We start from the raw sequence: 24,913 nt of genomic DNA on the forward strand, positions 1-24,913 counted from the left end.
CCGCGGGCCCGTGGGCGGAACCAGCCGGCAGCCCGGCGCCGCCGGACACCATCCTCGTGCTCGGCCTGCCCCCGGGCCAGGCCGACCCGGTCCAGGTCCTCCCGCAGGCGGGGGATCCAGTGACGCCGCAGAGCACGGGCCCGGTGCCGAGTGCGGACGTGGAGACCGTCACCGGACGCCCTACCCCCATGGAGGTGGTCCAGTCCACCGTGAACTCGGCGGGAGCGGTGCCCGCGGCGGCCGAGTCGAGGGCCTGTTTCCCGCCCAGGAGCCCCCCGCAGCAGCCAGCCCTCGGCTTCGGACAGCAGGTGGAAAGCGATCACGCCCGCACTCGTCCCGTCCGCGTTCCCTGCAGCGAACCGGTGCGGGAGCGGGCGAAGGGCGCGGTGGGCCCGTGGGCCGCCCTGCGGGGAGCCTGCCGCCCTGCGGACCTGCCGCACTGAACGCGTCGGACCGTCAGGTGGACTCGCGCACCACCAGCTCGGTCGGCAGCGTGACCTGCCGCCGGGGCGCCCCGTGCCGGGTGATGTCGGTGAGGATGCGGACCATCGTACGTCCGAGTTCCTCGACGGGCTGGCGCACCGTGGTCAGCGGCGGGTTGGTGTGGCGGGCGAGGACGGAGTCCTCGAACCCGGCGACGGCGACGTCGCGCGGCACCTGCCGCTTCTGCCGCTTCAGTTCGGTGAGGGCGCCGACGGCCATGAGGTCCGAGGCCGCGAAGACCGCGTCGAGGTCAGGGGCGCGTTCAAGAAGCGAACGCATCGCGCGAATGCCGCTCTCCTCGGTGAAGTCCCCTTCCTCGACGAGCAACTCGCTTGCGGGGACGTTCGCTTCGCGGTGTGCGGTGTGCCAGCCGGCGAGCCGGCTGCGGCTGACGTCCATGTCCAGGGGGCCGGTGATGGTGGCCACGCGCCGCCGGCCGCGTTCCAGCAGGTGCCGCACCGCCGCGGTGGCGCCGCCGGCGTTGTCGGCGTTCACGTAGCTCAGTTGCTCGCCGGCGTCGCGGCGGCCGGCGAGCACGGTCGGCAGGCCCATCTCCTCGAGCATGCCGGGCAGTCGGTCCGTGGAGTGCACGGAGACCAGGAGGACGCCGTCCACGCGGCGGGTGGCCACCGACTCGGTCAGCTGGTCGCGTTCGGCCTGGTCGCGGACGAGCATCAGCTGCAGTTGGGTGCGGCTGTCGGCGAGGGCGCCGCTGACGCCGCGGATGAGCGCGGCGAAGAAGGGCTCCGATCCGAGCCGGCTCTCGGACTCCGGGATCACCAGGGCAACGGCGTTGGTGCGGTTGGTGACCAGGCCGCGGGCGACCGAGTTGGGCACGTAGTTCAGTTCCTTGATCGCCGCGAGGACCCTGGCGCGGGCGTCGGCGCTGACGAGGTCAGAGCCGTTGACGACACGGGAGACGGTGGTGCGACCCACACCGGCGCGGGCGGCGACCGTTTTGATCGTTGGGCGGCGGTTGCCGGACATGCGCTTCCCCCTCGGCGTCGCGCGGCCGTGCCTGCCGCGGAGGTGACCTGCGGCAATTCTTGCAGACCCGGCCGTCGGCACGGCATGCCGGGATGCCGGGGGGCCGGCCGCACCCGGGCCGCGCCAGGACGAGTTGCGTTCAAGTCATTGACAGAGCCGCCCTGCTCCGACGAGTCTTCGATGCGCGGTGGGAACGTACCCACCTCGAATTGGGCACGTTCCCACCGTCATCTGTCAGAGCCGCTGTCCGGCATCGCTGCAGCCATCGCAGAACGCGTCACTCCGATGTGCCGGCGCCGCCGCTAGGAGGAGATCCATGGGCACTTTCGGTTGGTCGCACAGAAAGGCGGTGGCGACGGTCGCGGCCGTCGGCGCGCTGACGCTCGTCGTCGGCTGCGGCGGCAGCGACGACTCGGTCACCGGCGGGGGCAAGAAGGACGGCAAGGTCACCATCACCATGGGCCTGTTCGGGGTGATGGGCATCAAGGAGACGGGCCTTCTCGAGCAGTACGAGAAGGAGAACCCCGACGTCGACATCAAGGCCGAGATCGCCGGTGACGAGCAGACCTACTACACCGCGCTGCAGACCAGGCTCGCCGCAGGCAAGGGCCTGAAGGACATCCAGGGCATCGAGATCGGGCGTGCCAAGGAGATCACCGAGACGCAGGCCTCCAGGTTCGCCGACTTCGCGGGGATGCCGGGCACCGACCACTTCCTGCCGTGGAAGCAGTCCCAGATCAGCACCGGGGACGGCAAGGTGCTGGGCCTGGGCACCGACATCGGCCCGATGGCCGTCTGTTACCGCAAGGACTACTTCGAGAAGGCGGGCCTGCCCACCGACCGCGACGAGGTCGCGGCGCTCTGGGAGGGCGACTGGAAGAAGTACGTCGACGTCGGCCGCACCTTCAAGAAGGACTTCAAGGGCGACGGCGTCGCCTACATGGACGCGGCCAGCGGCCTGTTCAACGCCATGGTCTACGGCTACCCCGAGCAGTACTACGACGAGCAGGGCGAGCTGATCTACGACTCCAACCCCGCCGTCAAGCAGGCGTGGAACCTCGCCGCGGACGCCGCGGAGGACGGTCTGACCGCCAAGCTGCGCCAGTTCCAGCCCGGTTGGGACCCCGGTCTGGCCAACGGCACCTTCGCCACGGCCGTGTGCCCCGCGTGGATGCTCAGCCACATCAGCGAGAAGGCCGGTGCGGCGAACAAGGGCAAGTGGGACGTGGCCAAGGCCCCCAAGGGCGCCAACTGGGGCGGCTCCTTCCTCGGCGTGATCGAGCAGAGCCCGGTGAAGGAGGAGGCCAAGAAGCTCGTCGCCTGGCTGACCGCGCCGGAGCAGCAGGCCCACATCTTCAAGGAGATCGGCAACATCCCGTCCTCGCGGAAGGCGCTGGAGAGCGCCGACGTGAAGAGCGCCAAGTCGGCGTACTTCGGTGACGCGCCGATCGGCGAGATCTTCGGCGCCGCCGCCCAGGAGATACCGGACAAGCAGGTCCTCGGCCGCAAGGACGGCACGATCAAGGACACCTTCTCGCAGGGACTCACCCTGATCGAGCAGCAGGGCACCGCGCGGGACAAGGCGTGGAAGACCACCGCGGAGCGCATCGAGAAGGCGGTGGGCTGACCCCGGTCCGCCCGGCCGCGGCCGTTTCGGGCCCGCCTTTCGGCGGCGGGCCCGGACGGCCGGCTCACCCATCCGCTCTCAGGAAGGATCTTCCGGTGGCCACCTCCACCACCAAGGCCCCGGCCGGGGACGGGCCCGCCGGGCACTCCCCGGACAAGGCCCCGGCCCGTCGGCACGGCGCGCTTCTGCACCGCCTCGACCTCAGGGGCGCCCCGTACGCGTTCGTCGCGCCGTTCTTCGTGGTCTTCGCCGCGTTCAGTTTCTACCCCCTGCTCTACACGTCGTGGATCTCGCTGCACGACGTGGAGCTGGCCACCCTCGACGTCATGGAGTGGGTGGCGTTCGACAACTACGTGGAGCTGTGGGGTGATTCCCGGTTCTGGAACGCGCTGCAGAACACGATCACCATCGGTGTCATCTCCACGGTGCCGCAACTGCTGATGGCCCTGGGGCTGGCGCACCTGCTCAACTACCGCATGCGGTTCTCGCTGTTCTTCCGCGTCGCCTCCCTGGTCCCCTACGCCACCTCGGTCGCCGCCGCCGCCCTCGTCTTCACGATGATCTTCGAGCGTGACTTCGGCATGATCAACTGGGCGCTCGGCACGGTGGGGATCGACCCCCTGGACTGGGAGGGGGGCAAGTGGCCCGCCCAGATCGCGATCTCCACCATCGTCATCTGGCGCTGGACCGGCTACAACGCGCTGCTCTACCTGGCCGCGATGCAGGCCATCCCCGCCGACCGCTACGAGGCGGCCTCCCTGGACGGCGCCTCCCGCTGGAAGCAGTTCACCCACGTCACGGTCCCCGGGATCCGCTCCACCATCGTCTTCACCATCGTGCTCTCCACGATCGGCGCCACCCAGCTGTTCGGCGAACCGCTGATCTTCGGCCAGGGCCCGAACGGCATCAGCGGCGGCGCGGACAACCAGTACCAGACGCTGGGTCTGCTGCTGTACGAGGAGGGCTGGAAGAACTACCAGATGGGCCGCTCGGCGACCGTCGCCTGGGTGATGTTCCTGCTGCTCGTCCTCGCCTTCCTCGTGCAGCGCCTCGTCAAGCGCCTGCGCGCCCGAGCGTCCTGACCTGGAGTCATCATGACCACTCAAAGTCTCCCGGTCCGGACCGGCACCGCGGCCCGGACATCCGCCGACCAGCCCGCCGGCCGCGGAGGCCGCCGGCTGCTGCGCCAGCGCGCGGGCCGCCAGCACCACGCCGGCCCCCTGGCCTATGTGCTGCTCGCCGTCATGGCGCTGCTGTCGATCTTCCCGTTGTACTGGACGATGGTGGCGGCCTCCACCGACAACACCCGGGTCAGCCAGACACCGCCGCCCTTCCTGCCCGGCCCGAACCTGTTCGGCAACCTCGCCCGGGCCTGGGACGAGGCGGCGATGGGCAAGGCCATGATCAACAGCCTCATCGTGGCCGGGGTGATCGCCCTGTCCACGGTCATGTTCGCCACGCTCGCCGGGTTCGCCTTCGCCAAGCTGCGGTTCAAGGGCCGCAACGTCCTGCTCATGCTGGTGATCGGCACGATGCTGGTGCCGCCGCAGCTCGGTGTCGTACCGCTTTTCATGATGATGGCCGAGCTGGGCTGGTCCCAGCAGCTGCCCGCCGTCATCTTCCCGACGCTGGTGAGTGCGGTGGGGGTCTTCTTCATGCGGCAGTACCTGTCGGAGGCGCTGCCGGACGAACTCGTCGAGGCCGGACGCGTGGACGGGGCCCACTCGCTGCGGATCTTCTGGAGCATCGTGCTGCCCGTCGCCCGGCCCGCGATGGCCGTCCTGTTCATGATCACGTTCGTGCACGCCTGGAACGACTTCTTCTGGCCGTTCGTGGTCCTCGACATGACCAATCCGACCGTCCCCGTCGCCCTCACCCAGCTCAGCGCGGGCTATGTCCGCGACCAGTCGCTGATCATGGCCGGCGCGCTGCTGGGCACCCTGCCGCTGCTGGCGATGTTCATCGTCTTCGGCCGCCAGATCGTCAGCGGAATCATGGCGGGCGCGGTCAAGGGCTGACCCGCCTCCGCGCGGCCCACGAACAGGCCCCCGCCCCTCGCCCAGCCCGGGGCGCACCGGAGCCCACCGCGCCCGGCGCCACCCACCTCACCACCCCGCCCCCCGAAAGGACTTACGTGGTCACCGCAGCACAGCAGAGCCCGTCCGCCCCGGACGCCGCCCGCACCTTCCCCCGGGGTTTCCTCTGGGGCTCCGCGACCGCCTCCTACCAGATCGAGGGGGCGGCAGCGGAGGACGGCCGTACGCCGTCCATCTGGGACACCTACGCCCGTACCCCCGGCCGGGTCCGCAACGGCGACACCGGTGACGTCGCCACCGACCACTACCACCGCTGGAGCGAGGACGTCGCCCTGATGGCCGAACTCGGTCTGGGCGCCTACCGCTTCTCCCTCGCCTGGCCCCGGATCCAGCCCACCGGCCGCGGCCCGGCCGTGCAGAAGGGCCTGGACTTCTACCGGCGCCTGGTCGACGGGCTGCTGGAGAAGAACATCCAGCCCGTGGCCACCCTCTACCACTGGGACCTGCCCCAGGAGCTGGAGGACGCGGGCGGCTGGCCCGAGCGGGCCACGGCGGAGTGGTTCGCCGAGTACGCGGCCCTCGCGGCGGACGCCCTCGGCGACCGGGTGAAGACCTGGACCACGCTCAACGAGCCCTGGTGCAGCTCCTTCCTGGGCTACGGCTCCGGCGTGCACGCCCCCGGCCGCACCGACCCGGTCGCCGCCCTGCGTGCCGCCCACCACCTCAACCTGGGCCACGGCCTGGCCGTCCAGGCGCTGCGCGACCGTCTGCGCGACGCGCAGGTCTCGGTCACGCTCAACATCCATCACGTGCGCCCGCTCACCGCCTCGGACGGCGACGCCGACGCGGTCCGCCGGATCGACGCCCTCGCCAACCGGGTCTTCACCGGCCCGATGCTGAACGGCGCCTACCCGGAGGACCTGTTCAAGGACACCGCCGAGCTGACCGACTGGTCCTTCGTCCAGGACGGCGACCTGCGGCACATCCACCAGCCGCTGGACTTCCTCGGCGTCAACTACTACAGCCCCACCGTGGTCTCCGAGTCCGACGGCAGCGGCACCCACACCTCCGACGGACACGGCAAAAGCGCCCACAGCCCCTGGCCGGGAGCCGACCGGGTCGCCTTCCACCAGCCGCCCGGCGAGACCACCGCCATGGGCTGGGCCGTCGACCCCACCGGGCTGTACGACCTGCTGCGCCGCCTGTCCGCCGACTTCCCCGGGCTGCCGCTGGTCATCACCGAGAACGGTGCCGCCTTCGACGACTACGCCGACCCGGCCGGCCAGGTCAACGACCCCGCCCGGATCGCCTACGTGCGCGGCCATCTGGCCGCCGTCCACCAGGCGATCCTGGACGGCGCGGACGTGCGCGGCTACTTCCTGTGGTCCCTGCTGGACAACTTCGAGTGGGCCCACGGCTACAGCAAGCGCTTCGGCGCCGTGTACGTCGACTACCCGACCGGCACCCGCATCCCCAAGGCGAGCGCCCGCTGGTACGCCGAGGTCGCCCGTACCGGCGTACTGCCCGGCGCCTGACCGGGCGGGTCCGGCACGCACGGCATCCCCGCGTGGTGTGCCATACCGAGGGACAGCCCCCGGCCGCCGCTAGGAGCGCGGGCGGGGGGGCGGCCCCGTACCGGCGCCCTGGTGCGCTTCAGGCCGCCATGGTCCGGTGGTGGACGGTGGCGGCTTCGACGCCCTGGCGCCGGGGCCGGCCGTCGCGACCGGACGGAAGGGACACGGTTCGGCGGGGTGAAGGGGTACCCCGGGACCGGCTGCCGGCTCCCGAGCCACCCCCCGCGTGTTGGCACCACGGCGGCCACTCGGCGAGGGGCGGAGCGTGGCACACTGCGGACCGTGATGTTCCGAGAACCCATCACCCGTGAGGCGGCCGTTGTCCGGCCGCCGGAGCCCGCTCGACGTGCACGGGGGCGGGGGCAGGCCGCCCGATGACATGGCTCGCGACGGCGGCGGGCGCCCTCCTCGTCCTCGCTGCTCTGCGGGACGTGTTCCACACCCTGTGGCATCCCACCCGACACGGCGGGCTCAGCCGGCTGGTGATGACGTTCATCTGGCGGCTGTCCGCTCACGTGGTGCTGCGGCACCGGCCCGCGGGATTGACCGGACCGCTGGGAATGGTCGCCGTGGTCGCCGTATGGGCCTCGACCATGGCCGTGGGATGGGCGCTCGTGTACTGGCCGCACATGCCCGAGTACTTCTCGTACGCCGCCGGTCTCTCACCCGGCGAACACGCCGGCCCGTTCGACGCTCTCTATGTGTCCCTGGTGATGCTGGCCACCCTGGGCCTCGGCGACATCGCTCCGACCGCCGGCTGGCTGAGAGTCCTCGCCCCGGTCGAGGCCCTGGCGGGGTTCGCCCTGCTGTCGGCGACCGTGGCGTGGATCCTCGGCATCTACCCCGCCCTGGCCAGGCGCAGATCCCTCGCCCTTCGCCTGTCCCACCTGCGGCGCAGCGAGGTCCCGGCGGCAGCTCTCGACTCGGACGGGGGCGCCGCGCTACTGGACGGGCTCGCCGCCGCGGTCTCGGTCGTCTCGGTGGACTTCATGCAGTACCCGGAGTCGTACTACTTCTACGACGTCGACGACCACACCTCGCTGCCGGTCCAGCTCGGCCACGCCGTCGCCCTGTCGGAACAGGCCGCGGCCGCCGCCCACCCGGACGTCCGCCTCGCGGGCGCCATCCTGCGTACCGCCCTCGACGACCTCGCCGTGATCCTCGACGACCGCTTCCTTCACACCCGTGGAAGCACCGGCCGCGTGATCATCGCGTACGCGGCGGACCACGGCCACGGCGCGGGCCCCCGGAGGGCATGAAGCGGCGGACCGCCGGACCGCCGGGCGGGACGCGCGTGCGCGGATGTCACGGGGGGTGTCCCGCGGGACGGGAAAGCATCGTCGCGGCGTCTGTCTGCCCGTTGTTCCGGGAGGTAGCTTGGTGGAGCAGGCCCCTCAAGGAGGGCGATTCGATGCCGTGGTTCCTCTGGCTCCTCGCTGCCGCGGCGCTGGGTGCCGCCGAGTTCTTCACCCTGACACTGGTCTTCGGACTGCTGGCGGGTGCCGCGGTGGTCGCCGCCGTGGTCGCCGGCGTGGGCATCGGCCTTCTCGGCCAGCTCGTGGCCCTCGCCGCGGCTGCCGCGGCGGGCCTCCTCCTCATCCGCCCCGTCGCGTTGCGGCACATGGCGCGGCAACCTCTCGTGCGAGACGGCAGTGACGCGCTGATCGGCAAGCGGGCCGAGGTCATGCAGGAGGTCACCGCGACCCGTGGCCTGATCAAACTCTCCGGCGAGGAATGGTCCGCCCGCGCCCTCGACGAGACCCTCGTCATCCCGGTGGGAGCGTGGGTGGACGTCATGGAGATCGAGGGTGCCACGGCCATCGTCTACCCCCGCGAACTCCTTCCGTGAACGGCTGAACACACCTCAACGGAGGCACTGTGGATCCCGTCGTCATCCCCCTCCTCGTGGCGATCCTCGTCGTCGTCTTCCTCGTGGCCTCCAGCGTGCGGATCGTCCCCCAGGCGCGCCGCTACAACGTCGAGCGGTTCGGCCGGTACCGCCGGACGCTGCAACCCGGACTGAACCTGGTCGTGCCCGTGGCGGACCGCATCAACACCAAGCTCGACGTGCGTGAGCAGGTCTATTCGTCCGACCCAAGACCGGTGATCACCGAGGACAACCTCGTGGTGAACATCGACACCGTCCTCTACTACCAGATCACCGATCCGCGGGCCGCGGCGTACGAGGTCGCCGACTACCTCCAGGCGATCGACCAGCTCACCGTGACCACCCTGCGCAACGTCATCGGCAGCATGGACCTGGAGGAGACGCTCACCTCGCGCGAGGAGATCAACTCCCGGCTCCGGGCCGTCCTCGACGATGCCACCGGCAAGTGGGGCATCCGGGTCAACCGCGTCGAGATCAAGGCCATCGATCCACCGCACACCATCAAGGAGGCGATGGAGAAGCAGATGCGGGCCGAGCGCGACAAGCGCGCGGCCATCCTGCACGCCGAGGGGGAGCGGCAAGCCAAGATCCTCACCGCGGAGGGCACCAAGCAGAAGGACATCCTGGAGGCCCAGGGCGCGCAACAGGCCATGATCCTCCGAGCGGACGGCGAGGCCAAGGCGGTGGAGCTGGTCTTCCAGGCCGTCCATCGCAACAACGCCGACCCCAAGGTCCTGGCCTACAAGTACCTCGAGACCCTCCCGCACCTGGCGAGCAGCGACAACAACACCTTCTGGGTGATCCCCGGAGAGCTGACCGAGGCGGTCCGGACCGTCACCCGAGCGTTCGGCGACCAGCCGACGGCGGGTCCTCCCGCCCCCGGACAGCCGGAGGAAGCGGCCACCGCCGACGCCCACGGCACCGCGGACGAGTTCCGGGTTCCGCAGCTCGAGGCGGGCTCCGCCGCTTCCCTCGACGCCGCCGCGGCCGCGGACGAGGCCGGCAAGCAGGCCGCCGCGGCCGTGAGCGACGCCAAGGCGGAGGCCGAGGCCGCGAAGTCGCCCCAGGTGCCGCGCCGGTCACGGACGTCCGACGACTGAGCCCGCCCCGGTTGCCGCGTTCGACGCGGCACGTGGGCGGGCGGTGAGCGGCAGCACACACCACGTCGGTCGGGGCCGCGTCACGGGTGTCTGAATGGCCGGGTCAGTCGCTCGTGTCCGCCGCTGTGAGTGAGGCCAGGGCGGCGTCGAGGCGGCGGGCGGCCTCCTCCGCGACCGGGCGCAGGGCGTCGAGTTCGGTGAGGGCGACCATCGTGTTCGGGTCGAGGGCCTGCACCACCGTGTGGTTTCCCTCGCGGCGGACGACCACGTTGCACGGCAGCAGCAGACCGATGGAGCGGTCGGTGTCCAGGGCGCGGTGGGCGAGGGGCGGGTTGCAGGCGCCGAGGATGACGTAGTCCTCCATGTCGTGGTCGAGCTTGGTCTTCAGGGTGGCGGCGACGTCGATCTCGGTGAGGATTCCGAAACCCTGGGCGGCGAGGGCGTCGCGGGTGCGGGCCGCCGCGGTGGCGAAGTCGGCGTCGAGGCGGACGGTGCGGTCGTAGCGCATGGCGTGGGCTCTTCTCGGCAGCTCGGGCGGGGGACGGGTGTCCGGTCGTGTGCGAGGTACTCGTGGGGCGTCTCCGGGGCGCCCCTTGACCCCGGGAATACCCCCAGGGGTATTCGTGCTACCTTCGTAAGCATACCCCCTGGGGTAAATCTCAACGGAAGGGAGTACCTCGTGTTCTTCGTCGACACGATCGAGCTGGCCGGGCTGGGCAACCGCAGCTACCTCGCCGGCGGTGAGCGGACGGCCGTGGCGGTCGACCCGCCCCGCGACATCGACCAGGTGGTCGCAGCGGCGGCACGGCGGGGGGTGCGGATCTCGCATGTCGTCGAGACGCACGTCCACAACGACTACGTCAGCGGCGGCCTGGAGCTGGCCCGGCTCACGGGCGCCGTCTACCTGGTCCCCGCCGCGGCCAAGGTCGCGTTCGAGCGTGTACCCGTCCATGAGGGCGACCGGACGGAGATCGACTCGGCGGCGGGGCTGACCCTGCGCGCACTGGCCACGCCCGGACACACCCCGCACCACACCTCCTACGTACTGGAGGAGAACGGCGCCGCGATCGCGGTCTTCACCGGCGGCTCCCTGCTCATCGGAACGGTCGGCCGCCCCGATCTGGTGGAGCCTCGGCTGACCGAGGGCCTCGCCCGCGCCCAGCACGCCTCCGCCCGCCGGCTGGCGGCGGTGCTGCCCGACGAGACGGCCGTGCTGCCCACCCACGGCTTCGGCAGCTTCTGCTCGTCCGCCCAGACCGAGGGCGGCGACACCACCATCGGCAAGGAGAAGGTCTCCAACGAGGCTCTCACCCGGGACGTGGACGACTTCGTCGCCGACCTGCTGGCGGGCCTGGACGACATCCCCGCCTACTACGCGCACATGGGGCCGGCCAACGCCGCCGGACCCGACCCCGTCGACCTGACCCCGCCCGCCGTCGCCGACGCCGACGAGATCGCCGCGCGTCTGGCCGCGGGGGAGTGGGTGGTCGATCTGCGCAACCGGGTCGCCTTCGCCGAGGGGCATGTCGCGGGCTCGTTCAACTTCGAGGCGCAGGGGCAGCTCGCCACGTATCTGGCGTGGCTGATCCCCTGGGGCAAGCCGATCACCCTGCTTGCCGAGTCGCCGGCTCAACTGGCCGCCGCTCAGCGGGAACTGGTACGGGTGGGCATCGATCGTCCGGCCGCCGCGGCCACGGGCGGGCCGGCCCGGTGGCTGCGTGAGGGCGAGGCCCCGGCCTCCTTCCCGCGGGCCACGTTCGCCGATCTCGCCGGGCGGTCCGCGGACGTGGTCGTCCTGGACGTACGCCGGGCGTCGGAGCGCGCCGACGGGTTCGTCGAGGGTTCGGTCCACATCCCGGTCCACACCCTGCACCGCCGCCTCGCGGAGGTTCCCGAGGGCGAGGTGTGGGTGCACTGCGCGGGCGGGATGCGCGCCGCCATCGCCGCTTCCCTGCTGGACGCCGCCGGTCGTGCGGTGGTCGCCGTCGACGACTCCTTCGACGGGGCCGAGAAGGCGGGGCTGGTCGTCCGGACCGCCTGACGGCGCGGGCATGCGCCGACCATCCGCACCGACACACGAAACAGGAGCGAGAACCCAGGATGAGTATCTTCCGGCGAGGCACGGGCGGCCCGGGGCGCGTGACCGTGCAGCAGGCTGCCGTGCGTACCGGCCATGCCGGTGGCGGTGGAGAGGCCGTACTGCTGGATGTGCGCGAATCGTACGAGTGGCGGGCCGGGCACGCCCCCCGAGCCGTGCACCTGCCGCTGTCGGCACTGACCGCCGGGGCGGAGCTGCCCCCGGAAGCGCGGGAGCGGCCCCTGATCGTGATCTGCCGTTCCGGCAACCGCTCCCGTCGGGCCGCGGAACTCCTCGCGGCCCGCGGCGCGCAGGCCGTCGACGTGACGGGCGGCATGCGCGACTGGGCGGGAGCCGGGCTGCCGGTGGTGGACGCGCACGGCGGGAGCGGGACGATAGCGTGAGCACTCTCGTACTCGCCCTGGCCGCCGGGGCCGTGATCGGCCTGGCGCTCGGAGCGCTCGGAGGCGGCGGCAGCGTCCTGGCCGTACCCGCGCTCATCTACCTGCTCGGCTTCAGCCCGGTGGGGGCGACGACCGCCAGTCTGGTCATCGTCACCCTCACCTCGGTCACCGCGCTGGTCGCGCACGCCCGCGACGGGCATGTGCGATGGCGCACGGGACTGCTGTTCGCGGCGGCCGGGATCGGCCCCGCGATGCTCGGCGGCGCGCTGGCCGCCCGTGTCCCTGAGGCCGTGCTGACGGCGGGCTTCGCCGTGGTCGCGGGAGCGGCCGCCCTGCGTATGCTGCGCTCCCGGCCGGCCGCGGAGGGCACCGCGCGGGTGCGGCCTGGGCGGGCCGCGGCGACGGGCGCCGGGCTGGGCGCGATCACCGGCGTCCTCGGGGTCGGCGGCGGCTTCCTCGCCGTACCGGCGCTGGTGGGCGTGCTGGGCATGCGTATGCGCAACGCGGTCGGCACCAGCCTGCTCGTCATCACCGTCAACTCGCTGGCCGCGCTGGCCACGCGCGCCGGTACGGTCCAGGGGCTGGACTGGGCCGTCGTCGGACCGTTCATCGGGGCCGCGATCCTCGGCGCCTGGGACGGCAAGCGGCTGTCGGCGAAGGTCTCCGGGTCCACGCTCCAGCGGATCTTCGCCCTGGTGCTGCTCGCCGTGGCGGCCCTCATGCTGATCGACGCGGTGGCGTGAGGCGGGCCGCGGCGCATGATCAGGCCAGAGACAGAAACAGCTTCTCCAGACGGGCGCGCATCCCCTCCGGGTCCTCGCCGTCACGGCGGCCGGACTCCATGTCGGTCACACACCGCTGGAGGCCCGTCGCGATGATCGCGAAACCGGCCCGGTCCAGCGCACGGGATGCGGCGGCGAGCTGCGTGACGACATCCTCGCAGTCTCGTCCCTCCTCGATCATCCGGATCACGCCCGAGATCTGACCCTGCGCCCGGCGCAGGCGATTCAGCACGGCTTTCAGTTCCGTGCCCTCAAGCTCCAGTTCCACGATCACTCCTCCATAAATACCCCCAGGGGTACTGTACGTCCCGGTTCGGGACGCCGTCGACCACCAAGGATCACACCTGTCATGACCAACACCCCCGCTCCCGTCGCGCTCGGCATCGACCAGGCCCGCACCCGGTTGCACGAGCTGACCGTCATCGATGTGCGCACGCCGGCCGAATACGCTTCCGGCCACCTGCCCGGCGCCCTCAACATCCCCCTGGACCACATCCGGCAGGCACTGCCGGAGATACGGCACGCCGCCGAGGGCGGGGACGTTCTCGTCGTGTGCGCCTCCGGTGCCCGTTCCGCGAACGCCTGCAGACTCCTGGCCGAGCAGGGCATCACCACGGCGACCCTCGCGGGCGGCACCGGCGCCTGGTCCGCAGACGGGCACGAGCTGCACACCCCGGCGGCCTGTGACACGCGGGCCGGCTGGAGCATGGAACGCCAGGTCCGGTTCACCGCCGGCGCCCTGGTGCTGCTCGGTCTGGTCCTCGGCCTGCTCATGCATCCCGCCCTGCTGCTGCTCTCGGCCGGTGTGGCCGGTGGCCTGGTCTTCTCCGCCCTCACCGACACGTGCGGCATGGCGGTCGTGCTCGGCAAGCTGCCGCACAACCGTCTTCGCACGGCCGATCTCGACGACACGCTGGCCGCGCTGCGCAGCCGCTGAGGCCGCGTCGACCGTGGCCGCCGTCGTTCCGCTGAGACGGACCGGACCTGTTCAGCCGGCACCAAAGGGCTGGTGCGCGTCGGAGCAGGACGGCGGCGGCCATCACGGCGAAGAGGGTGAGGCCGTACGACAGATAGAGGGTCAGGCCGAAGAGCAGCCCGGCGAGGAAGCCGGCCGTCCGCGGCCGGTGCCCGGTCACCGCCAGGGCGAGGAACGCCACGGCCCGGGCGGCGACCGCCGCGAAGTACCCGTCCGCCGACGTGCCGGCCCGGACCGCCGGCCGGGGTCGGCGGGGGGAACGGCGCTGCGCGGCGTGCCGGGGCCTCGCCGGTGAGTGCGCGGACCGTGACGAGGACCGCGGTCGCGGTGCTCGCCCCCACGGCGATGACGAAGACGCCCGCCCAGGCCCGCCGCCCAGACCGATCCGGTCGAGGAGGACGAGGTGAGGGTGGCCCCCGGCGGGTGGCCCAGGACGTCCTCGGCGCGCTTGATCGCGATGCCGGCCGGCGCGGCCGTCACGACGAGAAGCGCGGCGGCGGTGACGGCGTACAGGTCGCGGCGGAGATCGCGGTTCACGCTCCGAGACGTCAGGCCGGAGGGGGCCGGTGCCCGCTCGACAGGCGCGGACGTCAGCGTTTTGTCATGAGTCGCGCACCCTCTCACCGGGTCCTTCGGGCCTAGCGTCTGGGGCATGGAACGGTCTCCTTCCTCGCCCGCCTTCTGGCGCAGCCCGCTGCGCGGCCCCTGGTTCACCTCCGTCCTCGGCGTGGTCCTCCTCGCCGGGATCACGGTGCTGTTCGTGACGGGCCTGCTGTCGTACGCCGCCTACAACCCGGGCCTGTCGCCGGTCAACGACAAGACCCCGGACAAGGGCGTCCTCGGCTTCTATCTGTTCCCCTGGCCGACGGACCCGCACTGGCTGTACCGGCTCACCCAGGGCGTCCACGTCACGCTGGGGATCGCGCTCGTCCCCGTGCTGCTGGCCAAGCTGTGGTCGGTGGTGCCGAGGCTGTTCCAGCTGCCCCCGGCGCGGTCCGTCGCCCACGCGCTGGAGCGGATCTCGCTGCTCCTGCTGGTCGGCGGAGTGCTGTTCGAGTTCCTGACCGGTGTGCTCAACATCCAGCTGGACTATGTCTTTCCCGGCTCCTTCTACCCCCTGCACTTCTACGGGGCGTGGGTGTTCTTCGCGGCGTTCGCGGTCCATGTGGCGCTGAGGGCGCCGACGGCCCTGCGCAACCTGCGCCGGCTGCGGGCGGGCGAAGGGGAGAACACTCCGCCTCCGGTGTCGCGGGAGGAGCCCTCGCTGGTGTCCCCGAACCCGGCCGAGCCCACCGTGTCGCGGCGCGGTGCCGTCTGGCTGGTCGGGGGCGGATCGCTGCTGCTGCTCGGGACGACCGCGGGGCAGAGCTTCGACGGCCCGCTGCGGCGCACGGCCCTCCTCGCCCCGCACGGCGGCGGCGAGCCGGGCAGCGGGCCGAACGGCTTTCAGATCAACAAGACGGCCGCGTCGAGAGGCATCAGCGCGGCGGAGACGAGCGACGAGGCATGGCGACTGGCCGTCACCGGGCCTGCGGGGACCGTCCGCCTGAGCCGCGCCGAACTGCTCGAACTGCCCCTGCACAGTGCCGCACTGCCCATCGCCTGTGTCGAGGGCTGGTCCACCTCCGACCAGTGGTGGCGGGGCGTACGGCTGCGGGACCTCGCCGCACTCGTCGGACACGAGCCCGGGACCGCCCCCGACGTCCTGGTGGAGTCCCTGCAGCGGCGCGGCGCCTTCCGTCGAGCCGCCCTGCGCGCCAACCAGGTCCGCGACCCTCGATCCCTGCTCGCCCTGGACGTGAACGGCGAGCGGCTGTCCCCGGACCACGGCTACCCGGCGCGGATCATCGTGCCCGCCGCGCCCGGTGTCCTCAACACCAAGTGGGTGGCCCGGATGACGTTCGGAGACCTGTGATGGCCACGTACCGGCTGCCCCTGGGCAGCCCCTTCCAGTTGCTGCTCCTGGCGTGCTCGTTCGCGCTCGCCGGGTACGCGGGCGTGCGGCTGTTCGCGGACGACTGGTTCGGCGTCGCGCTGTGGTTCGTGGGGGCGGCGCTGGTGCACGATCTCGTCCTGCTGCCGCTGTACGCGGCCGTCGACCGTGCGCTCGTCCGGGTGGCGGACGGGGCCGGCCACCGGGCGGAGGCGCCGTCCGGACAGCCCTCAAGGCGGTGGGGGAGGGCCGCGTACGTGCGGGTGCCCGCCGCCTTGTCCGGGCTGCTCCTGCTGGTGTGGTTCCCACTGATCAGCGGACGGGTGGCGGACCGCTACGAGTCCGCCACCGGGATGCCGGCGAGCGGCTACCTCGGCCGCTGGCTGCTGATCACGGCCCTGCTGTTCGGCGGTTCGGCCCTGCTGCTCGGTGTGTCGGCGCTGCGGGCGCGCAGGGCGACGAAGGAGCGGCCGCCCGCCGTCCGCTGATCGACGGTGCGCCGGCCGAGTGGGCGGGCGTGCCGCAGCAGCGCCGGTGTACCGAGCCGCGCCCAGGGGAACGCGGCCTGGGTGCCGGTGCCGGTGCCGGTGCCGGTGCCGGTGTCGGGCCCGGCGCCGCTCACCAGGCGGACCACGGCACGCTCGTCCACATCCATCGGCACCGTCTCGGAGATCAACAGGCCCCCGGGGCAGAGCAGTTCGGACAGCCGGCGCGGAGGGCGGGTCCGCCGCGTCGGCACCGGCGCACCACCGCTCCACCTCCAGGGGCGGCATCCAGCCGCCGCCGGGGCGCGGGAAGAGGGGCCCCGACCGGTGCGCAGGGCGTCGGAGTAGGGGGCCGAGGACCAGGCCGGCCGCCGCATGGTGTGCTGCCCGTGCCCGCTCATCGGCCGCTGACCGCTCGCAGCCGGGCCAGCTCCGCGGCGAACCGGCTGTGCGGCGCGACGGCGGCGACGGCTTCGGCGTCGCCGGCCGTGTCGACATCCCTGAGGACCGGCAGGTCGCGGACCCGCAGCCCGGCGGCGACCAGCCGGGCGCGCTGGACCGCGCCGGTGACGGACGTCGACATGGGCACCCCGAGCAGCAGCGCGGGGTCCGGCCGGGCCGGCCCGAGGGCCCAGAAGCCGCCGTCCTCGGCCGGACCGAAGGACGCGTCGCGGTCCTCGAGGCCCACGGTCAGCAGGGCGGGGGAGAGGTACTCACACCTCTCACCCTACGAGGACGAAATGCGCATAACGGCTGCCGCCTTCTTACGAAACGCGGACGTCCGCGGCCCCTCCTGCGGTCGGGCGGTCGGAACGCCCGGCGAGGTGCGAGGCTGACCGCATGGAACAGCAACCGAGCGGACCGGCGGCCGCGCGCGTCCTGGTGGTGGACGACGACCCCACGGTCGCCGAGGTCGTCTCCGGATACCTCGACCGTGCCGGCTACACCGTGGACCGCGCCGGTGACGGTCCGGCCGCGCTGGCCCACGCCGCCGCCCACCGGCCGGACCTGGTCGTGCTGGACCTGATGCTGCCCGGCATGGACGGCCTTGAGGTGTGCCGTCTGCTGAGGGCGCGTGGTCCGGTCCCGGTCATCATGCTCACGGCGCGCGGCGACGAGGACGACCGCATCCTGGGGCTGGAGGTCGGCGCCGATGACTACGTGACCAAGCCGTTCAGCCCGCGCGAACTGGTCCTGCGCGTCGAGTCCGTGCTGCGCCGCGCACGGCCCGCCCCCGGCGCCCGCCTCCTGGACCACGCCGGTCTCCGCCTGGACCCGGCCGCCCGACGCGCCACTCGCGACGGCACCGAACTCGCGCTGACGCTAAGAGAGTTCGATCTTCTTGCCTTCTTCCTCCGCAACCCGGGCCGCGCCCACAGCCGCGAGGACCTGATGCGCGAGGTGTGGGGCTGGGACTTCGGCGACCTGTCCACGGTCACCGTCCACGTCCGCCGACTGCGCGGCAAGATCGAGGACGATCCGGCGCGGCCGCGGTTGATCCAGACGGTGTGGGGCGTCGGCTACCGCTTCGACGCCGCCCGTACGCCGGTCGACGGCGAAGGACGGCACGCCCCCTCCGAAGGCCGGAAGGACTGACGATGCGTGACACCCTGCTCATCGCGCTGTACGCGTTCCTCGGCGCCGGTGCCGCCGGGCTGCTGGGCGCGCTCGCGCTGTGGCCGCTGCGCCGCCGCTCGCTCACCGCGTCGCTGACCGTCGTGGCCGCCGTCGCGGTGACCGCCATGCTGGCCGGCACCCTCGCCGTCGCCTGGGCGATGTTCCTCTCCCCGCACGACCTGAGCGTCGTCACCACGGTCGTCGCGATGGCCGCCGTCGTCTCACTGGCCACCGCGCTGCTGCTCGGCCGCTGGGTCGTCGCCCGCAGCCGCGCCCTCCAGATCGCCGCACGGTCCTTCGGCGACGGCGGCGACTTCATGGCCCCCGACGGCCCGGCCACTGCCGAACTCGCCGCACTCAGTGCCGAGTTGGCTGCCACGAGCGCCAAGCTCGCCGCGTCCAGGGAACGCGAGCGCGCCCTGGAGTCCTCCCGGCGCGAACTCGTCGCCTGGATCTCCCACGACCTGCGCACCCCGCTGGCAGGTCTGCGCGCGATGGCCGAGGCGCTGGAGGACGGGGTCGCCGCCGACCCCCACCGCTACCTCAGGCAGATCCGCGCCGAGGTCGAAAGCCTCGACGCCATGGTCGGCGACCTCTTCGAGCTGTCCCGCATCCACGCCGGCAGCCTGACCCTCTCCCTCTCCCGGATGTCCCTGTACGACCTGGTCGGCGACGCCCTGGCGGGCGCCGATCCGCTCGCCCGCGAACACGGTGTGCGGCTCGCCGCCGTGCGCGTCGAACCCGTGCCGGTCGAGGTCGACGGCAAGGAGATGAGCCGGGTCCTCGCCAACCTCCTGGTCAACGCGATCCGCCGGACCCCGGCCGACGGCACGGTCGCGGTGGCGGCCGAGCGGTCCCCGGACGGCGTGGTGCTCTCCGTGACCGACGGCTGCGGTGGCATCGCCGAGGAGGACCTGCCGCGCGTCTTCGACACCGGCTGGCGCGGCACCCACGCCCGCACGCCCCCGGCCGGCGCGGGACTGGGCCTCGCCATCGTCCGGGGGATCGTGGAGGCCCACCGGGGGCGGGCCACGGTGCACAACATTCCGGGCGGCTGCCGCTTCGAGGTGGTGCTGCCCGCGGCCGCTTCCTGAAGGCGGGCGGCACCACCGGCCCAGGGGGTCCTGCGATCCCCGCCTCCCGGCCCGCGCGAACTCCCGCCTCCCCTCCGCGTCCCTGACGTACTCGGCCGCGTCTCCGAACCCCGTGACGAGACGGGCCATCGCCGCCTGACGACACACGGCGTCCACACCGTCCAGCGCACGGGCGACGGCATCGCGGTCCCGTACGTCCGGGCCCGCGTCCACCGCCACGTCGAACACGACGGGCCCGTGTCGCGCCAACGCGTCGACATGGGACCCGATGAACCCGGCACCGCCGGTGACCGGTACGCGCGGGCCGCCCCAGGCCGGCCATCCGCCGCACCCCAGGGTCACGCCCGGTACGTCACGCCTCCCGACGACGACGACGGCCGGGCCGGGCGGCTTGCGGGACCGCTGTGCCGCTCCGGCTTGTTGATCGCCTCAGTCGCCGGACCCCTCCGCGAGGGTGTGCGCGACGAGGGCGTTGGCGTGGCCGTGGCCCAGGTTGTGCTCGGCCTTCAGCCAGTTCACGAGTTCCATGTGCCTGGTCAGCGGCGAGGAGCGGATGAGGTCCTTCCACTCGGCGATCGGGCGGCCGTACTTCTTCTCGATGGAGGGGAAGTAGGCGGCAGGGCCCTTCACGGTGGCGGTCATGTCGACGATCCTGTCTGTCCGTTGGGTCGCTTCGGGTTGTCACGGGTATGACCGGGGCCCGTCACCGGAGTCATCGGCCCGCAGGTGTGCTCTGCGTCACATCCTCGGTGCTCGGCGGTGCGGAGCCGCCCGTACCGCAGTGCCTCGTCGGTGCCGACGGGAGAGTGGGCGGCCGGCACGCCCACCACCCGGTCACGGTGCGCGTGAGAGACCCGCAGCCCGGGCGCCAACCCGGGCGCGAGCGCCTCCCGGGGGCGTCAGAGACGCGTCAAGGAAGGCCGGGCCGGCGTTAGGGACCCGTCAAGGGCGGCCGAATACCGCCGGAGGCGCGCTTTCCTCGAGTCGTCCGACTCTTCCGCACCTCATCCAGGAGCTCGCGATGGCCGACATGGCCTTCGTCGTCACCACGATCGCGGTGTTCGCGCTGGTGGCCCTCGTCGCCAAGGGGGTGACGAAGCTGTGACCGCCGAGAACGTCGTCGGCCTGGTCGTGGCCGTCGCCCTGCTGGGATACCTCGTCCTCGCCCTGATCTTCCCCGAGAGGTTCTGACCAGCGATATGGGTCCCGTACTTGCCGGTGTGCTCCAGCTGCTCGCGCTCGTCGTGGCACTGGCGCTCGCCCACCGTCCCCTCGGTGACCACATGGCCAGGGTCTACTCCTCCGGCCGGCACTGGCGCGTGGAGAAGTGGATCTACAAGGGCATAGGCGCCGACCCCGGCACGGAGATGCGCTGGCCCGCGTATCTGCGCGGTGTGCTGGCGTTCTCGGCCGCCGGAGTGCTCTTCCTCTACCTGCTGCAGCGTCTCCAGGGCGTCCTGCCCGGCTCGCTCGGTTTCTCCGCCATCGACCCGGACCAGGCGTTCAACACCGCCGCGTCGTTCGTCACCAACACCAACTGGCAGTCGTACTACGGCGAGCAGTCCATGGGCCACGTCGTGCAGGTCGGCGGCCTGGCGGTGCAGAACTTCGTCTCCGCCGCCGTGGGCATGGCGGTGGCCGTCGCGCTGGTGCGCGGCTTCGCCGGCTCGCGTACCGGTGAACTGGGCAACTTCTGGGCCGACATGGTGCGCGGCGTCACCCGCGTCCTGCTGCCGTTGTCCTTCGTCGCCGCGATCGTGCTGGTCGCGTGCGGTGCGATCCAGAACTTCTCCGGTATCCACGAGGTCGGCCAGTTCATGGGCGGCTCGCAGCAGTGGAACGGCGGCGCCGTCGCCTCCACCGAGGCCGTCAAGGAGGTCGGCACCAACGGCGGCGGCATCTTCAACGCCAACTCCGCCCACCCCTTCGAGAATCCGACACCGCTCTCGAACCTCTTCGAGATCTTCCTGATCCTGGTCGTCCCGTTCTCGCTGACCCGCACCTTCGGCCGGATGGTCGGCTCCCTCAGGCAGGGCTACGCGATCCTCGGCACGATGGCCGCGATCTGGCTCGGCTTCACCGCGCTGATGATGTGGACCGAGTTCGCCCACCCGGGCCCCGCCTTCCACATCGCGGGCGGCGCCATGGAGGGCAAGGAGGTCCGCTTCGGTGTCGGAGGCTCCGCGATCTTCTCGGTGGCGACCACCCTCACCTCGACCGGCGCCGTGAACTCCTTCCACTCCTCCTTCACCGGCTTCGGCGGTGGCGTCCAGCTGCTCGGCATGCAGCTGGGCGAGATCGCCCCCGGCGGCGTGGGCTCCGGCCTCTACGGCATGCTGATCATGGCGATCATCGCGGTGTTCATCGCCGGTCTGATGGTGGGCCGTACGCCCGAGTACCTGGGCAAGAAGATCGGCACCCGGGAGATCAAGCTGGCGGCCTGCTACATCCTGGTCACCCCGGCGCTGGTGCTCGTCCTCACCTCCGTCGCCATGGCGCTGCCCACCCCGGGCCACTCGATGACCAACAGCGGGGCCCACGGCTTCTCCGAGATCCTCTACGCCTACACCTCGGGCGCCAACAACAACGGCTCGTCCTTCGCCGGCCTGAACGCGGACACCCAGTGGTTCAACACCACGATCGGTCTCGCGATGCTGCTCGGCCGCTTCCTGCCGATGGTGTTCGTCCTGGCGCTGGCCGGCTCGCTCGCCGGACAGAGGCCCGTCCCGGTGACCGCGGGCACCCTGCGCACCGAGAAGCCGCTGTTCGCCGGCCTGCTGGTGGGGGCGATCCTGATCATCACCGGTCTGACCTACTTCCCGGCGCTCGCGCTGGGCCCGCTCGCCGAGGGGCTGGCGGCATGACCACGCGTACACGGAAGCAAGAGGACCCGATGTCCACGATCACCACCGCGACCCGGGCGCCGCACAGCGACGTACCCACCGGGCGCAAGCCCCCCGAAGGCCGTGCCGGTGCCGGCCTCTTCGACCCCAGGCAGCTCATCAGGTCCCTGCCGGACGCCTTCCGCAAGCTCGATCCCCGGGTGGTGATCACGTCGCCGGTCATGTTCGTGGTGTGGATCGGCTCCGTCCTGACCACGGTGTTCTCCTTCACGAACCCCGCCGACCCGTTCGGCTGGACCATCAGCGCCTGGCTGTGGCTGACGGTCGTCTTCGCCAACCTGGCGGAGGCCGTCGCCGAGGGCCGCGGCAAGGCGCAGGCCGACACCCTGCGCAAGGCCAGGACGCACAGCGTCGCCCGACGGCTCCTCGACGGCGGCTCCGAGGAGCGGGTCCCGGGCACGGATCTGCGGATCGGCGACCTCGTGGTCTGCGAGGCGGGTGACGTCATCCCCGGCGACGGCGACGTCGTCGAGGGCGTCGCGTCCGTCGACGAGTCGGCGATCACCGGTGAGTCGGCTCCCGTCATCCGGGAGTCCGGCGGCGACCGGTGCGCGGTCACCGGCGGCACCAAGGTCCTCTCCGACCGTGTCGTCATCAGGATCACGACGAGGCCCGGCGAGACCTTCATCGACCGGATGATCAACCTCGTGGAGGGCGCGGCCCGGCAGAAGACGCCGAACGAGATCGCGCTGAACATCCTGCTGGCCTCCCTCACCGTCGTGTTCCTGCTGGCGGTGGCGACGCTGCCGCCGTTCGCGGACTACGCGGGCACACGGCTGACGATGGTCGTGCTGGTGGCGCTGCTGGTCTGCCTGATCCCCACGACGATCGGCGCGCTGCTGTCGGCGATCGGCATCGCCGGCATGGACCGGCTGGTCCAGCGCAATGTGCTGGCCATGTCCGGGCGTGCCGTCGAGGCCGCCGGAGACGTCTCCACACTGCTGCTCGACAAGACCGGCACCATCACGCTCGGCAACCGCCGGGCCGCCGAGTTCGTGCCGGTGAGCGGTGCGACCGAGGCGCAGCTCGCCGACGCCGCACAGCTCTCCTCGCTGGCCGACGAGACGCCCGAGGGCCGGTCCGTCGTCGTCCTGGCGAAGGAGAGGTACGGACTGCGCGAGCGCCACCGGGGTGAGCTGACCGGCGCGGAGTGGATCGCCTTCACCGCCCGGAGCCGGATGTCGGGCGTGGACGTGGACGGCCGGAAGATCCGCAAGGGCGCGGCGGGTTCGGTCATCGCCTGGGTCCGGGAGCGGGGCGGAACGGTCGCCGAGGACGCGCGGACATCGGCCGACCGGATCTCCGCGGCGGGCGGCACACCGCTGCTGGTCGCGGTGGAGGACACCGGCGGAGCCCGTGTGCTGGGCGTCATCCACCTCAAGGACGTCGTCAAGGACGGCGTGCGGGAGCGGTTCGAGGAACTGCGCCGCATGGGCATCAAGACCGTCATGATCACGGGCGACAACCCGCTGACGGCCAGGGCCATCGCCGAGGAGGCGGGCGTCGACGACTTCCTCGCGGAAGCCACCCCCGAGGACAAGATGGCCCTCATCAGACGGGAGCAGGCCGGCGGAAGACTCGTCGCGATGACCGGCGACGGCACGAACGACGCTCCCGCACTGGCCCAGGCGGACGTGGGCGTGGCCATGAACACCGGTACGTCGGCCGCCAAGGAGGCCGGCAACATGGTCGACCTCGACTCCGACCCGACCAAGCTGATCGAGATCGTCGAGATCGGCAAGCAACTCCTCATCACCCGGGGCGCGCTCACCACGTTCTCCATCGCCAACGACGTCGCGAAGTACTTCGCGATCATCCCGGCGCTGTTCGCGGCCGCCTACCCGGGCCTCGACAGGCTCAACATCATGGCCCTGTCCTCGCCGGACTCCGCGATCCTGTCGGCCGTCGTCTTCAACGCGCTGATCATCATCGCGCTGGTGCCGCTCTCCCTGAAGGGCGTGCGGTACCGGCCGGTCAGCGCCGACCGGATGCTCCGCCGCAACCTCGCGGTCTACGGCCTGGGCGGACTGATCGCCCCCTTCATCGGCATCAAGATCATCGACCTGCTCGTCTCCCTCGTCCCCGGGATCGGCTGACCGCCATGAACAACTCCGTGACCAACACCGCCCGGCTGCTGGGGGCGGGCCTGCGCGCCCTCCTCGCCCTGACCCTGGTGACGGGCGTCCTCTACCCGCTGGCCGTCACCGGTATCGCCCAGGCGCTGTTCCACGACAGCGCGAACGGCTCGGAGATCAGGGCGGGCGGCGAGGTGGTCGGCTCGTCCCTGATCGGCCAGGCGTACAACCTGCCGCTGAAGAAGGGCCAGGAGACCCCGGAGCCCGACCTGAAGTGGTTCCAGGGCCGCCCGCAGAACGGCCTGGGCACCAACACCGCCAACACGCGGTACAGGCTGATCCTGTCCGGGGCCACCAACCGCTCCGCCGACAACGAGCAGCTGATCGAGTGGGTGAAGGCCGCCAAGGCCGCCGTCATCGAGGACAACTCCACCGCGGACTACACGGTCAGGCCGTCCGAGGTGCCCCCCGACGCGGTCACCTCCTCCGGGTCCGGCCTGGACCCCGACATCTCGCCCACGTACGCCGGCATCCAGGTCCACCGGGTCGCCGAGCGGAACGGCCTGCCCGTGACCCGGGTCCGGAAGCTGGTGGACGAGCACACCGAGGGCCGCACGCTCGGCTTCGTCGGCGAGCCCCGGGTGAACGTCCTGGAACTCAACATCGCGCTCAAGGAGCTCCTGGCGAAGAGCTGACAGCAGGAGACAGCAGGAAGGCGTCACCGACGGCCCGGTCAGCGGTCGTGGAGGACGCCCCCCTGCAGCCTCCGAGGAAACCCCCTGCCTGCGGGTGTGCACGGCCCGGCTCCGCCGCACACTGGAGGCGGACCCCTCCCACCCCCGTCACCTCGTCACCGAGCCGGGGCGGGCCAC

General features: G+C 71.9%; 23 protein-coding genes and 4 pseudogenes. 20 read left to right on the top strand and 7 right to left on the bottom strand.

Annotated elements, in window-relative coordinates; all coding sequences use genetic code 11:
* Window positions 1–456: 456 nt before the first annotated feature.
* Entirely contained in the window at window positions 457–1,470 is a 1,014-nt protein-coding gene (locus tag AC067N_RS24345; protein WP_478680999.1) for a LacI family DNA-binding transcriptional regulator, read from the bottom strand.
* Window positions 1,471–1,786: 316 nt separating this feature from the next.
* Here AC067N_RS24345 and AC067N_RS24350 point away from each other — a divergent pair, with 316 nt between their 5' ends.
* The 7 genes from AC067N_RS24350 to AC067N_RS24380 all read left to right on the top strand — a co-directional run bounded on the left by AC067N_RS24350 (window position 1,787) and on the right by AC067N_RS24380 (window position 9,695).
* A complete protein-coding gene (locus AC067N_RS24350) occupies window positions 1,787–3,097 on the top strand; it encodes an ABC transporter substrate-binding protein (protein ID WP_478681000.1) in 1,311 nt (436 codons plus the stop codon).
* A 95-nt stretch (window positions 3,098–3,192) separates the two neighbouring features.
* A complete protein-coding gene (locus AC067N_RS24355; RefSeq protein ID WP_478681001.1) occupies window positions 3,193–4,179 on the top strand; it encodes a carbohydrate ABC transporter permease in 987 nt (328 codons plus the stop codon).
* 12 nt (window positions 4,180–4,191) lie between these two features.
* Window positions 4,192–5,115, top strand: coding sequence for a carbohydrate ABC transporter permease (locus tag AC067N_RS24360; RefSeq protein ID WP_478681002.1), 924 nt, complete (start codon window positions 4,192–4,194; stop codon window positions 5,113–5,115).
* Between the two features lie 116 nt (window positions 5,116–5,231).
* The gene (locus AC067N_RS24365; RefSeq protein ID WP_478681003.1) at window positions 5,232–6,668 is read left to right on the top strand and encodes a GH1 family beta-glucosidase; all 1,437 of its coding nucleotides are present in this window, start codon (window positions 5,232–5,234) and stop codon (window positions 6,666–6,668) included.
* 413 nt (window positions 6,669–7,081) lie between these two features.
* The gene (locus AC067N_RS24370; RefSeq protein ID WP_478681004.1) at window positions 7,082–7,966 is read left to right on the top strand and encodes a potassium channel family protein; all 885 of its coding nucleotides are present in this window, start codon (window positions 7,082–7,084) and stop codon (window positions 7,964–7,966) included.
* A 152-nt stretch (window positions 7,967–8,118) separates the two neighbouring features.
* Entirely contained in the window at window positions 8,119–8,556 is a 438-nt protein-coding gene (locus AC067N_RS24375) for an NfeD family protein (protein WP_478681005.1), read from the top strand.
* 29 nt (window positions 8,557–8,585) lie between these two features.
* Window positions 8,586–9,695 carry an SPFH domain-containing protein gene (locus tag AC067N_RS24380; RefSeq protein WP_478681006.1) on the top strand — a complete coding sequence of 370 codons (1,110 nt, stop codon included), beginning with the start codon at window positions 8,586–8,588 and terminating at the stop codon, window positions 9,693–9,695.
* Window positions 9,696–9,798: 103 nt separating this feature from the next.
* On the opposite strand, the gene AC067N_RS24385 is transcribed toward AC067N_RS24380, so the two are convergent.
* Complete coding sequence (locus AC067N_RS24385) at window positions 9,799–10,203, bottom strand: DUF302 domain-containing protein (RefSeq protein ID WP_478681007.1); 405 nt, start codon at window positions 10,201–10,203, stop codon at window positions 9,799–9,801.
* 171 nt (window positions 10,204–10,374) lie between these two features.
* Between AC067N_RS24385 and AC067N_RS24390 the strand changes: the two genes are divergently transcribed.
* From AC067N_RS24390 to AC067N_RS24400, 3 genes are read left to right on the top strand one after another with little or no spacing between them, the layout of a single operon-like run.
* Window positions 10,375–11,736, top strand: coding sequence for an MBL fold metallo-hydrolase (locus tag AC067N_RS24390; protein ID WP_478681008.1), 1,362 nt, complete (start codon window positions 10,375–10,377; stop codon window positions 11,734–11,736).
* Window positions 11,737–11,795: 59 nt separating this feature from the next.
* Window positions 11,796–12,176 carry a rhodanese-like domain-containing protein gene (locus AC067N_RS24395; RefSeq protein WP_478681009.1) on the top strand — a complete coding sequence of 127 codons (381 nt, stop codon included), beginning with the start codon at window positions 11,796–11,798 and terminating at the stop codon, window positions 12,174–12,176.
* On the top strand, window positions 12,173–12,919 hold the full coding sequence (locus tag AC067N_RS24400) for a sulfite exporter TauE/SafE family protein (protein ID WP_478681010.1): 747 nt from the start codon (window positions 12,173–12,175) through the stop codon (window positions 12,917–12,919). Before AC067N_RS24395 ends, AC067N_RS24400 begins: the two co-directional genes overlap by 4 nt.
* 19 nt (window positions 12,920–12,938) lie before the next feature.
* Here AC067N_RS24400 and AC067N_RS24405 read toward each other — a convergent pair whose 3' ends face one another.
* Window positions 12,939–13,226, bottom strand: coding sequence for a metal-sensitive transcriptional regulator (locus AC067N_RS24405; RefSeq protein WP_478681028.1), 288 nt, complete (start codon window positions 13,224–13,226; stop codon window positions 12,939–12,941).
* A gap of 81 nt (window positions 13,227–13,307) precedes the next feature.
* Between AC067N_RS24405 and AC067N_RS24410 the strand changes: the two genes are divergently transcribed.
* Window positions 13,308–13,895 (top strand): rhodanese-like domain-containing protein, encoded by a 588-nt coding sequence (locus AC067N_RS24410; protein WP_478681011.1) that lies wholly within the window; start codon window positions 13,308–13,310, stop codon window positions 13,893–13,895.
* Window positions 13,896–13,977: 82 nt separating this feature from the next.
* Here the strand turns inward: AC067N_RS24410 and AC067N_RS24415 are convergent.
* Window positions 13,978–14,369 (bottom strand): annotated as a pseudogene (locus AC067N_RS24415) (hypothetical protein); the annotation flags it as partial.
* A gap of 217 nt (window positions 14,370–14,586) precedes the next feature.
* Here AC067N_RS24415 and AC067N_RS24420 point away from each other — a divergent pair.
* Window positions 14,587–15,849 (top strand): molybdopterin-dependent oxidoreductase, encoded by a 1,263-nt coding sequence (locus tag AC067N_RS24420; protein WP_478681012.1) that lies wholly within the window; start codon window positions 14,587–14,589, stop codon window positions 15,847–15,849.
* Window positions 15,849–16,355 (top strand): hypothetical protein, encoded by a 507-nt coding sequence (locus tag AC067N_RS24425; protein ID WP_478681013.1) that lies wholly within the window; start codon window positions 15,849–15,851, stop codon window positions 16,353–16,355. Before AC067N_RS24420 ends, AC067N_RS24425 begins: the two co-directional genes overlap by 1 nt.
* 394 nt (window positions 16,356–16,749) lie before the next feature.
* On the opposite strand, the pseudogene AC067N_RS24430 reads toward AC067N_RS24425, so the two are convergent.
* Window positions 16,750–17,061 (bottom strand): annotated as a pseudogene (locus AC067N_RS24430) (DUF2064 domain-containing protein); the annotation flags it as partial.
* A 131-nt stretch (window positions 17,062–17,192) separates the two neighbouring features.
* Between AC067N_RS24430 and AC067N_RS24435 the strand changes: the two are divergent.
* Both AC067N_RS24435 and AC067N_RS24440 read left to right on the top strand, forming a co-directional pair.
* Window positions 17,193–17,948 carry a response regulator transcription factor gene (locus tag AC067N_RS24435; RefSeq protein ID WP_478681014.1) on the top strand — a complete coding sequence of 252 codons (756 nt, stop codon included), beginning with the start codon at window positions 17,193–17,195 and terminating at the stop codon, window positions 17,946–17,948.
* 2 nt (window positions 17,949–17,950) lie between these two features.
* Window positions 17,951–19,063 carry a sensor histidine kinase gene (locus tag AC067N_RS24440; RefSeq protein ID WP_478681015.1) on the top strand — a complete coding sequence of 371 codons (1,113 nt, stop codon included), beginning with the start codon at window positions 17,951–17,953 and terminating at the stop codon, window positions 19,061–19,063.
* An 84-nt stretch (window positions 19,064–19,147) separates the two neighbouring features.
* Here AC067N_RS24440 and AC067N_RS24445 read toward each other — a convergent pair.
* Both AC067N_RS24445 and AC067N_RS24450 read right to left on the bottom strand, forming a co-directional pair.
* Window positions 19,148–19,399 (bottom strand): annotated as a pseudogene (locus AC067N_RS24445) (NAD-dependent epimerase/dehydratase family protein); the annotation flags it as partial.
* 93 nt (window positions 19,400–19,492) lie between these two features.
* A complete protein-coding gene (locus AC067N_RS24450; protein WP_478681016.1) occupies window positions 19,493–19,705 on the bottom strand; it encodes a DUF4287 domain-containing protein in 213 nt (70 codons plus the stop codon).
* Window positions 19,706–20,164: 459 nt separating this feature from the next.
* Here AC067N_RS24450 and kdpF point away from each other — a divergent pair, with 459 nt between their 5' ends.
* The 5 genes and pseudogenes from kdpF to AC067N_RS24475 form a co-directional block, all read left to right on the top strand.
* Window positions 20,165–20,254 carry a K(+)-transporting ATPase subunit F gene (kdpF, locus tag AC067N_RS24455; RefSeq protein ID WP_009326374.1) on the top strand — a complete coding sequence of 30 codons (90 nt, stop codon included), beginning with the start codon at window positions 20,165–20,167 and terminating at the stop codon, window positions 20,252–20,254.
* Window positions 20,255–20,262: 8 nt separating this feature from the next.
* Window positions 20,263–21,927, top strand: a complete 1,665-nt coding sequence (kdpA, locus tag AC067N_RS24460) for a potassium-transporting ATPase subunit KdpA (RefSeq protein WP_478681017.1) — start codon at window positions 20,263–20,265, stop codon at window positions 21,925–21,927.
* A gap of 29 nt (window positions 21,928–21,956) precedes the next feature.
* Entirely contained in the window at window positions 21,957–24,062 is a 2,106-nt protein-coding gene (gene kdpB / locus AC067N_RS24465; RefSeq protein WP_478681029.1) for a potassium-transporting ATPase subunit KdpB, read from the top strand.
* A 5-nt stretch (window positions 24,063–24,067) separates the two neighbouring features.
* The gene (locus AC067N_RS24470; RefSeq protein WP_478681018.1) at window positions 24,068–24,736 is read left to right on the top strand and encodes a potassium-transporting ATPase subunit C; all 669 of its coding nucleotides are present in this window, start codon (window positions 24,068–24,070) and stop codon (window positions 24,734–24,736) included.
* Window positions 24,737–24,797: 61 nt separating this feature from the next.
* Window positions 24,798–24,905 (top strand): annotated as a pseudogene (locus tag AC067N_RS24475) (DNA-binding response regulator); the annotation flags it as partial.
* Window positions 24,906–24,913 lie beyond the last annotated feature (8 nt).

The organism is Streptomyces sp. NPDC042364 (assembly GCF_056437585.1).

What these genes read in the sequence shown, in the direction of transcription:
- AC067N_RS24345 (WP_478680999.1), bottom strand. Translation starts at nt 1,470, where the DNA reads ATGTCCGGCAACCGCCGCCCAACGATCAAAACGGTCGCCGCCCGCGCC.
- AC067N_RS24350 (WP_478681000.1), top strand. Translation starts at nt 1,787, where the DNA reads ATGGGCACTTTCGGTTGGTCGCACAGAAAGGCGGTGGCGACGGTCGCG.
- AC067N_RS24360 (WP_478681002.1), top strand. Translation starts at nt 4,192, where the DNA reads ATGACCACTCAAAGTCTCCCGGTCCGGACCGGCACCGCGGCCCGGACA.
- AC067N_RS24370 (WP_478681004.1), top strand. Translation starts at nt 7,082, where the DNA reads ATGACATGGCTCGCGACGGCGGCGGGCGCCCTCCTCGTCCTCGCTGCT.
- AC067N_RS24375 (WP_478681005.1), top strand. Translation starts at nt 8,119, where the DNA reads ATGCCGTGGTTCCTCTGGCTCCTCGCTGCCGCGGCGCTGGGTGCCGCC.
- AC067N_RS24385 (WP_478681007.1), bottom strand. Translation starts at nt 10,203, where the DNA reads ATGCGCTACGACCGCACCGTCCGCCTCGACGCCGACTTCGCCACCGCG.
- AC067N_RS24395 (WP_478681009.1), top strand. Translation starts at nt 11,796, where the DNA reads ATGAGTATCTTCCGGCGAGGCACGGGCGGCCCGGGGCGCGTGACCGTG.
- AC067N_RS24410 (WP_478681011.1), top strand. Translation starts at nt 13,308, where the DNA reads ATGACCAACACCCCCGCTCCCGTCGCGCTCGGCATCGACCAGGCCCGC.
- AC067N_RS24420 (WP_478681012.1), top strand. Translation starts at nt 14,587, where the DNA reads ATGGAACGGTCTCCTTCCTCGCCCGCCTTCTGGCGCAGCCCGCTGCGC.
- AC067N_RS24425 (WP_478681013.1), top strand. Translation starts at nt 15,849, where the DNA reads ATGGCCACGTACCGGCTGCCCCTGGGCAGCCCCTTCCAGTTGCTGCTC.
- AC067N_RS24435 (WP_478681014.1), top strand. Translation starts at nt 17,193, where the DNA reads ATGGAACAGCAACCGAGCGGACCGGCGGCCGCGCGCGTCCTGGTGGTG.
- AC067N_RS24440 (WP_478681015.1), top strand. Translation starts at nt 17,951, where the DNA reads ATGCGTGACACCCTGCTCATCGCGCTGTACGCGTTCCTCGGCGCCGGT.
- AC067N_RS24450 (WP_478681016.1), bottom strand. Translation starts at nt 19,705, where the DNA reads ATGACCGCCACCGTGAAGGGCCCTGCCGCCTACTTCCCCTCCATCGAG.
- kdpA (WP_478681017.1), top strand. Translation starts at nt 20,263, where the DNA reads ATGGGTCCCGTACTTGCCGGTGTGCTCCAGCTGCTCGCGCTCGTCGTG.
- kdpB (WP_478681029.1), top strand. Translation starts at nt 21,957, where the DNA reads ATGTCCACGATCACCACCGCGACCCGGGCGCCGCACAGCGACGTACCC.
- AC067N_RS24470 (WP_478681018.1), top strand. Translation starts at nt 24,068, where the DNA reads ATGAACAACTCCGTGACCAACACCGCCCGGCTGCTGGGGGCGGGCCTG.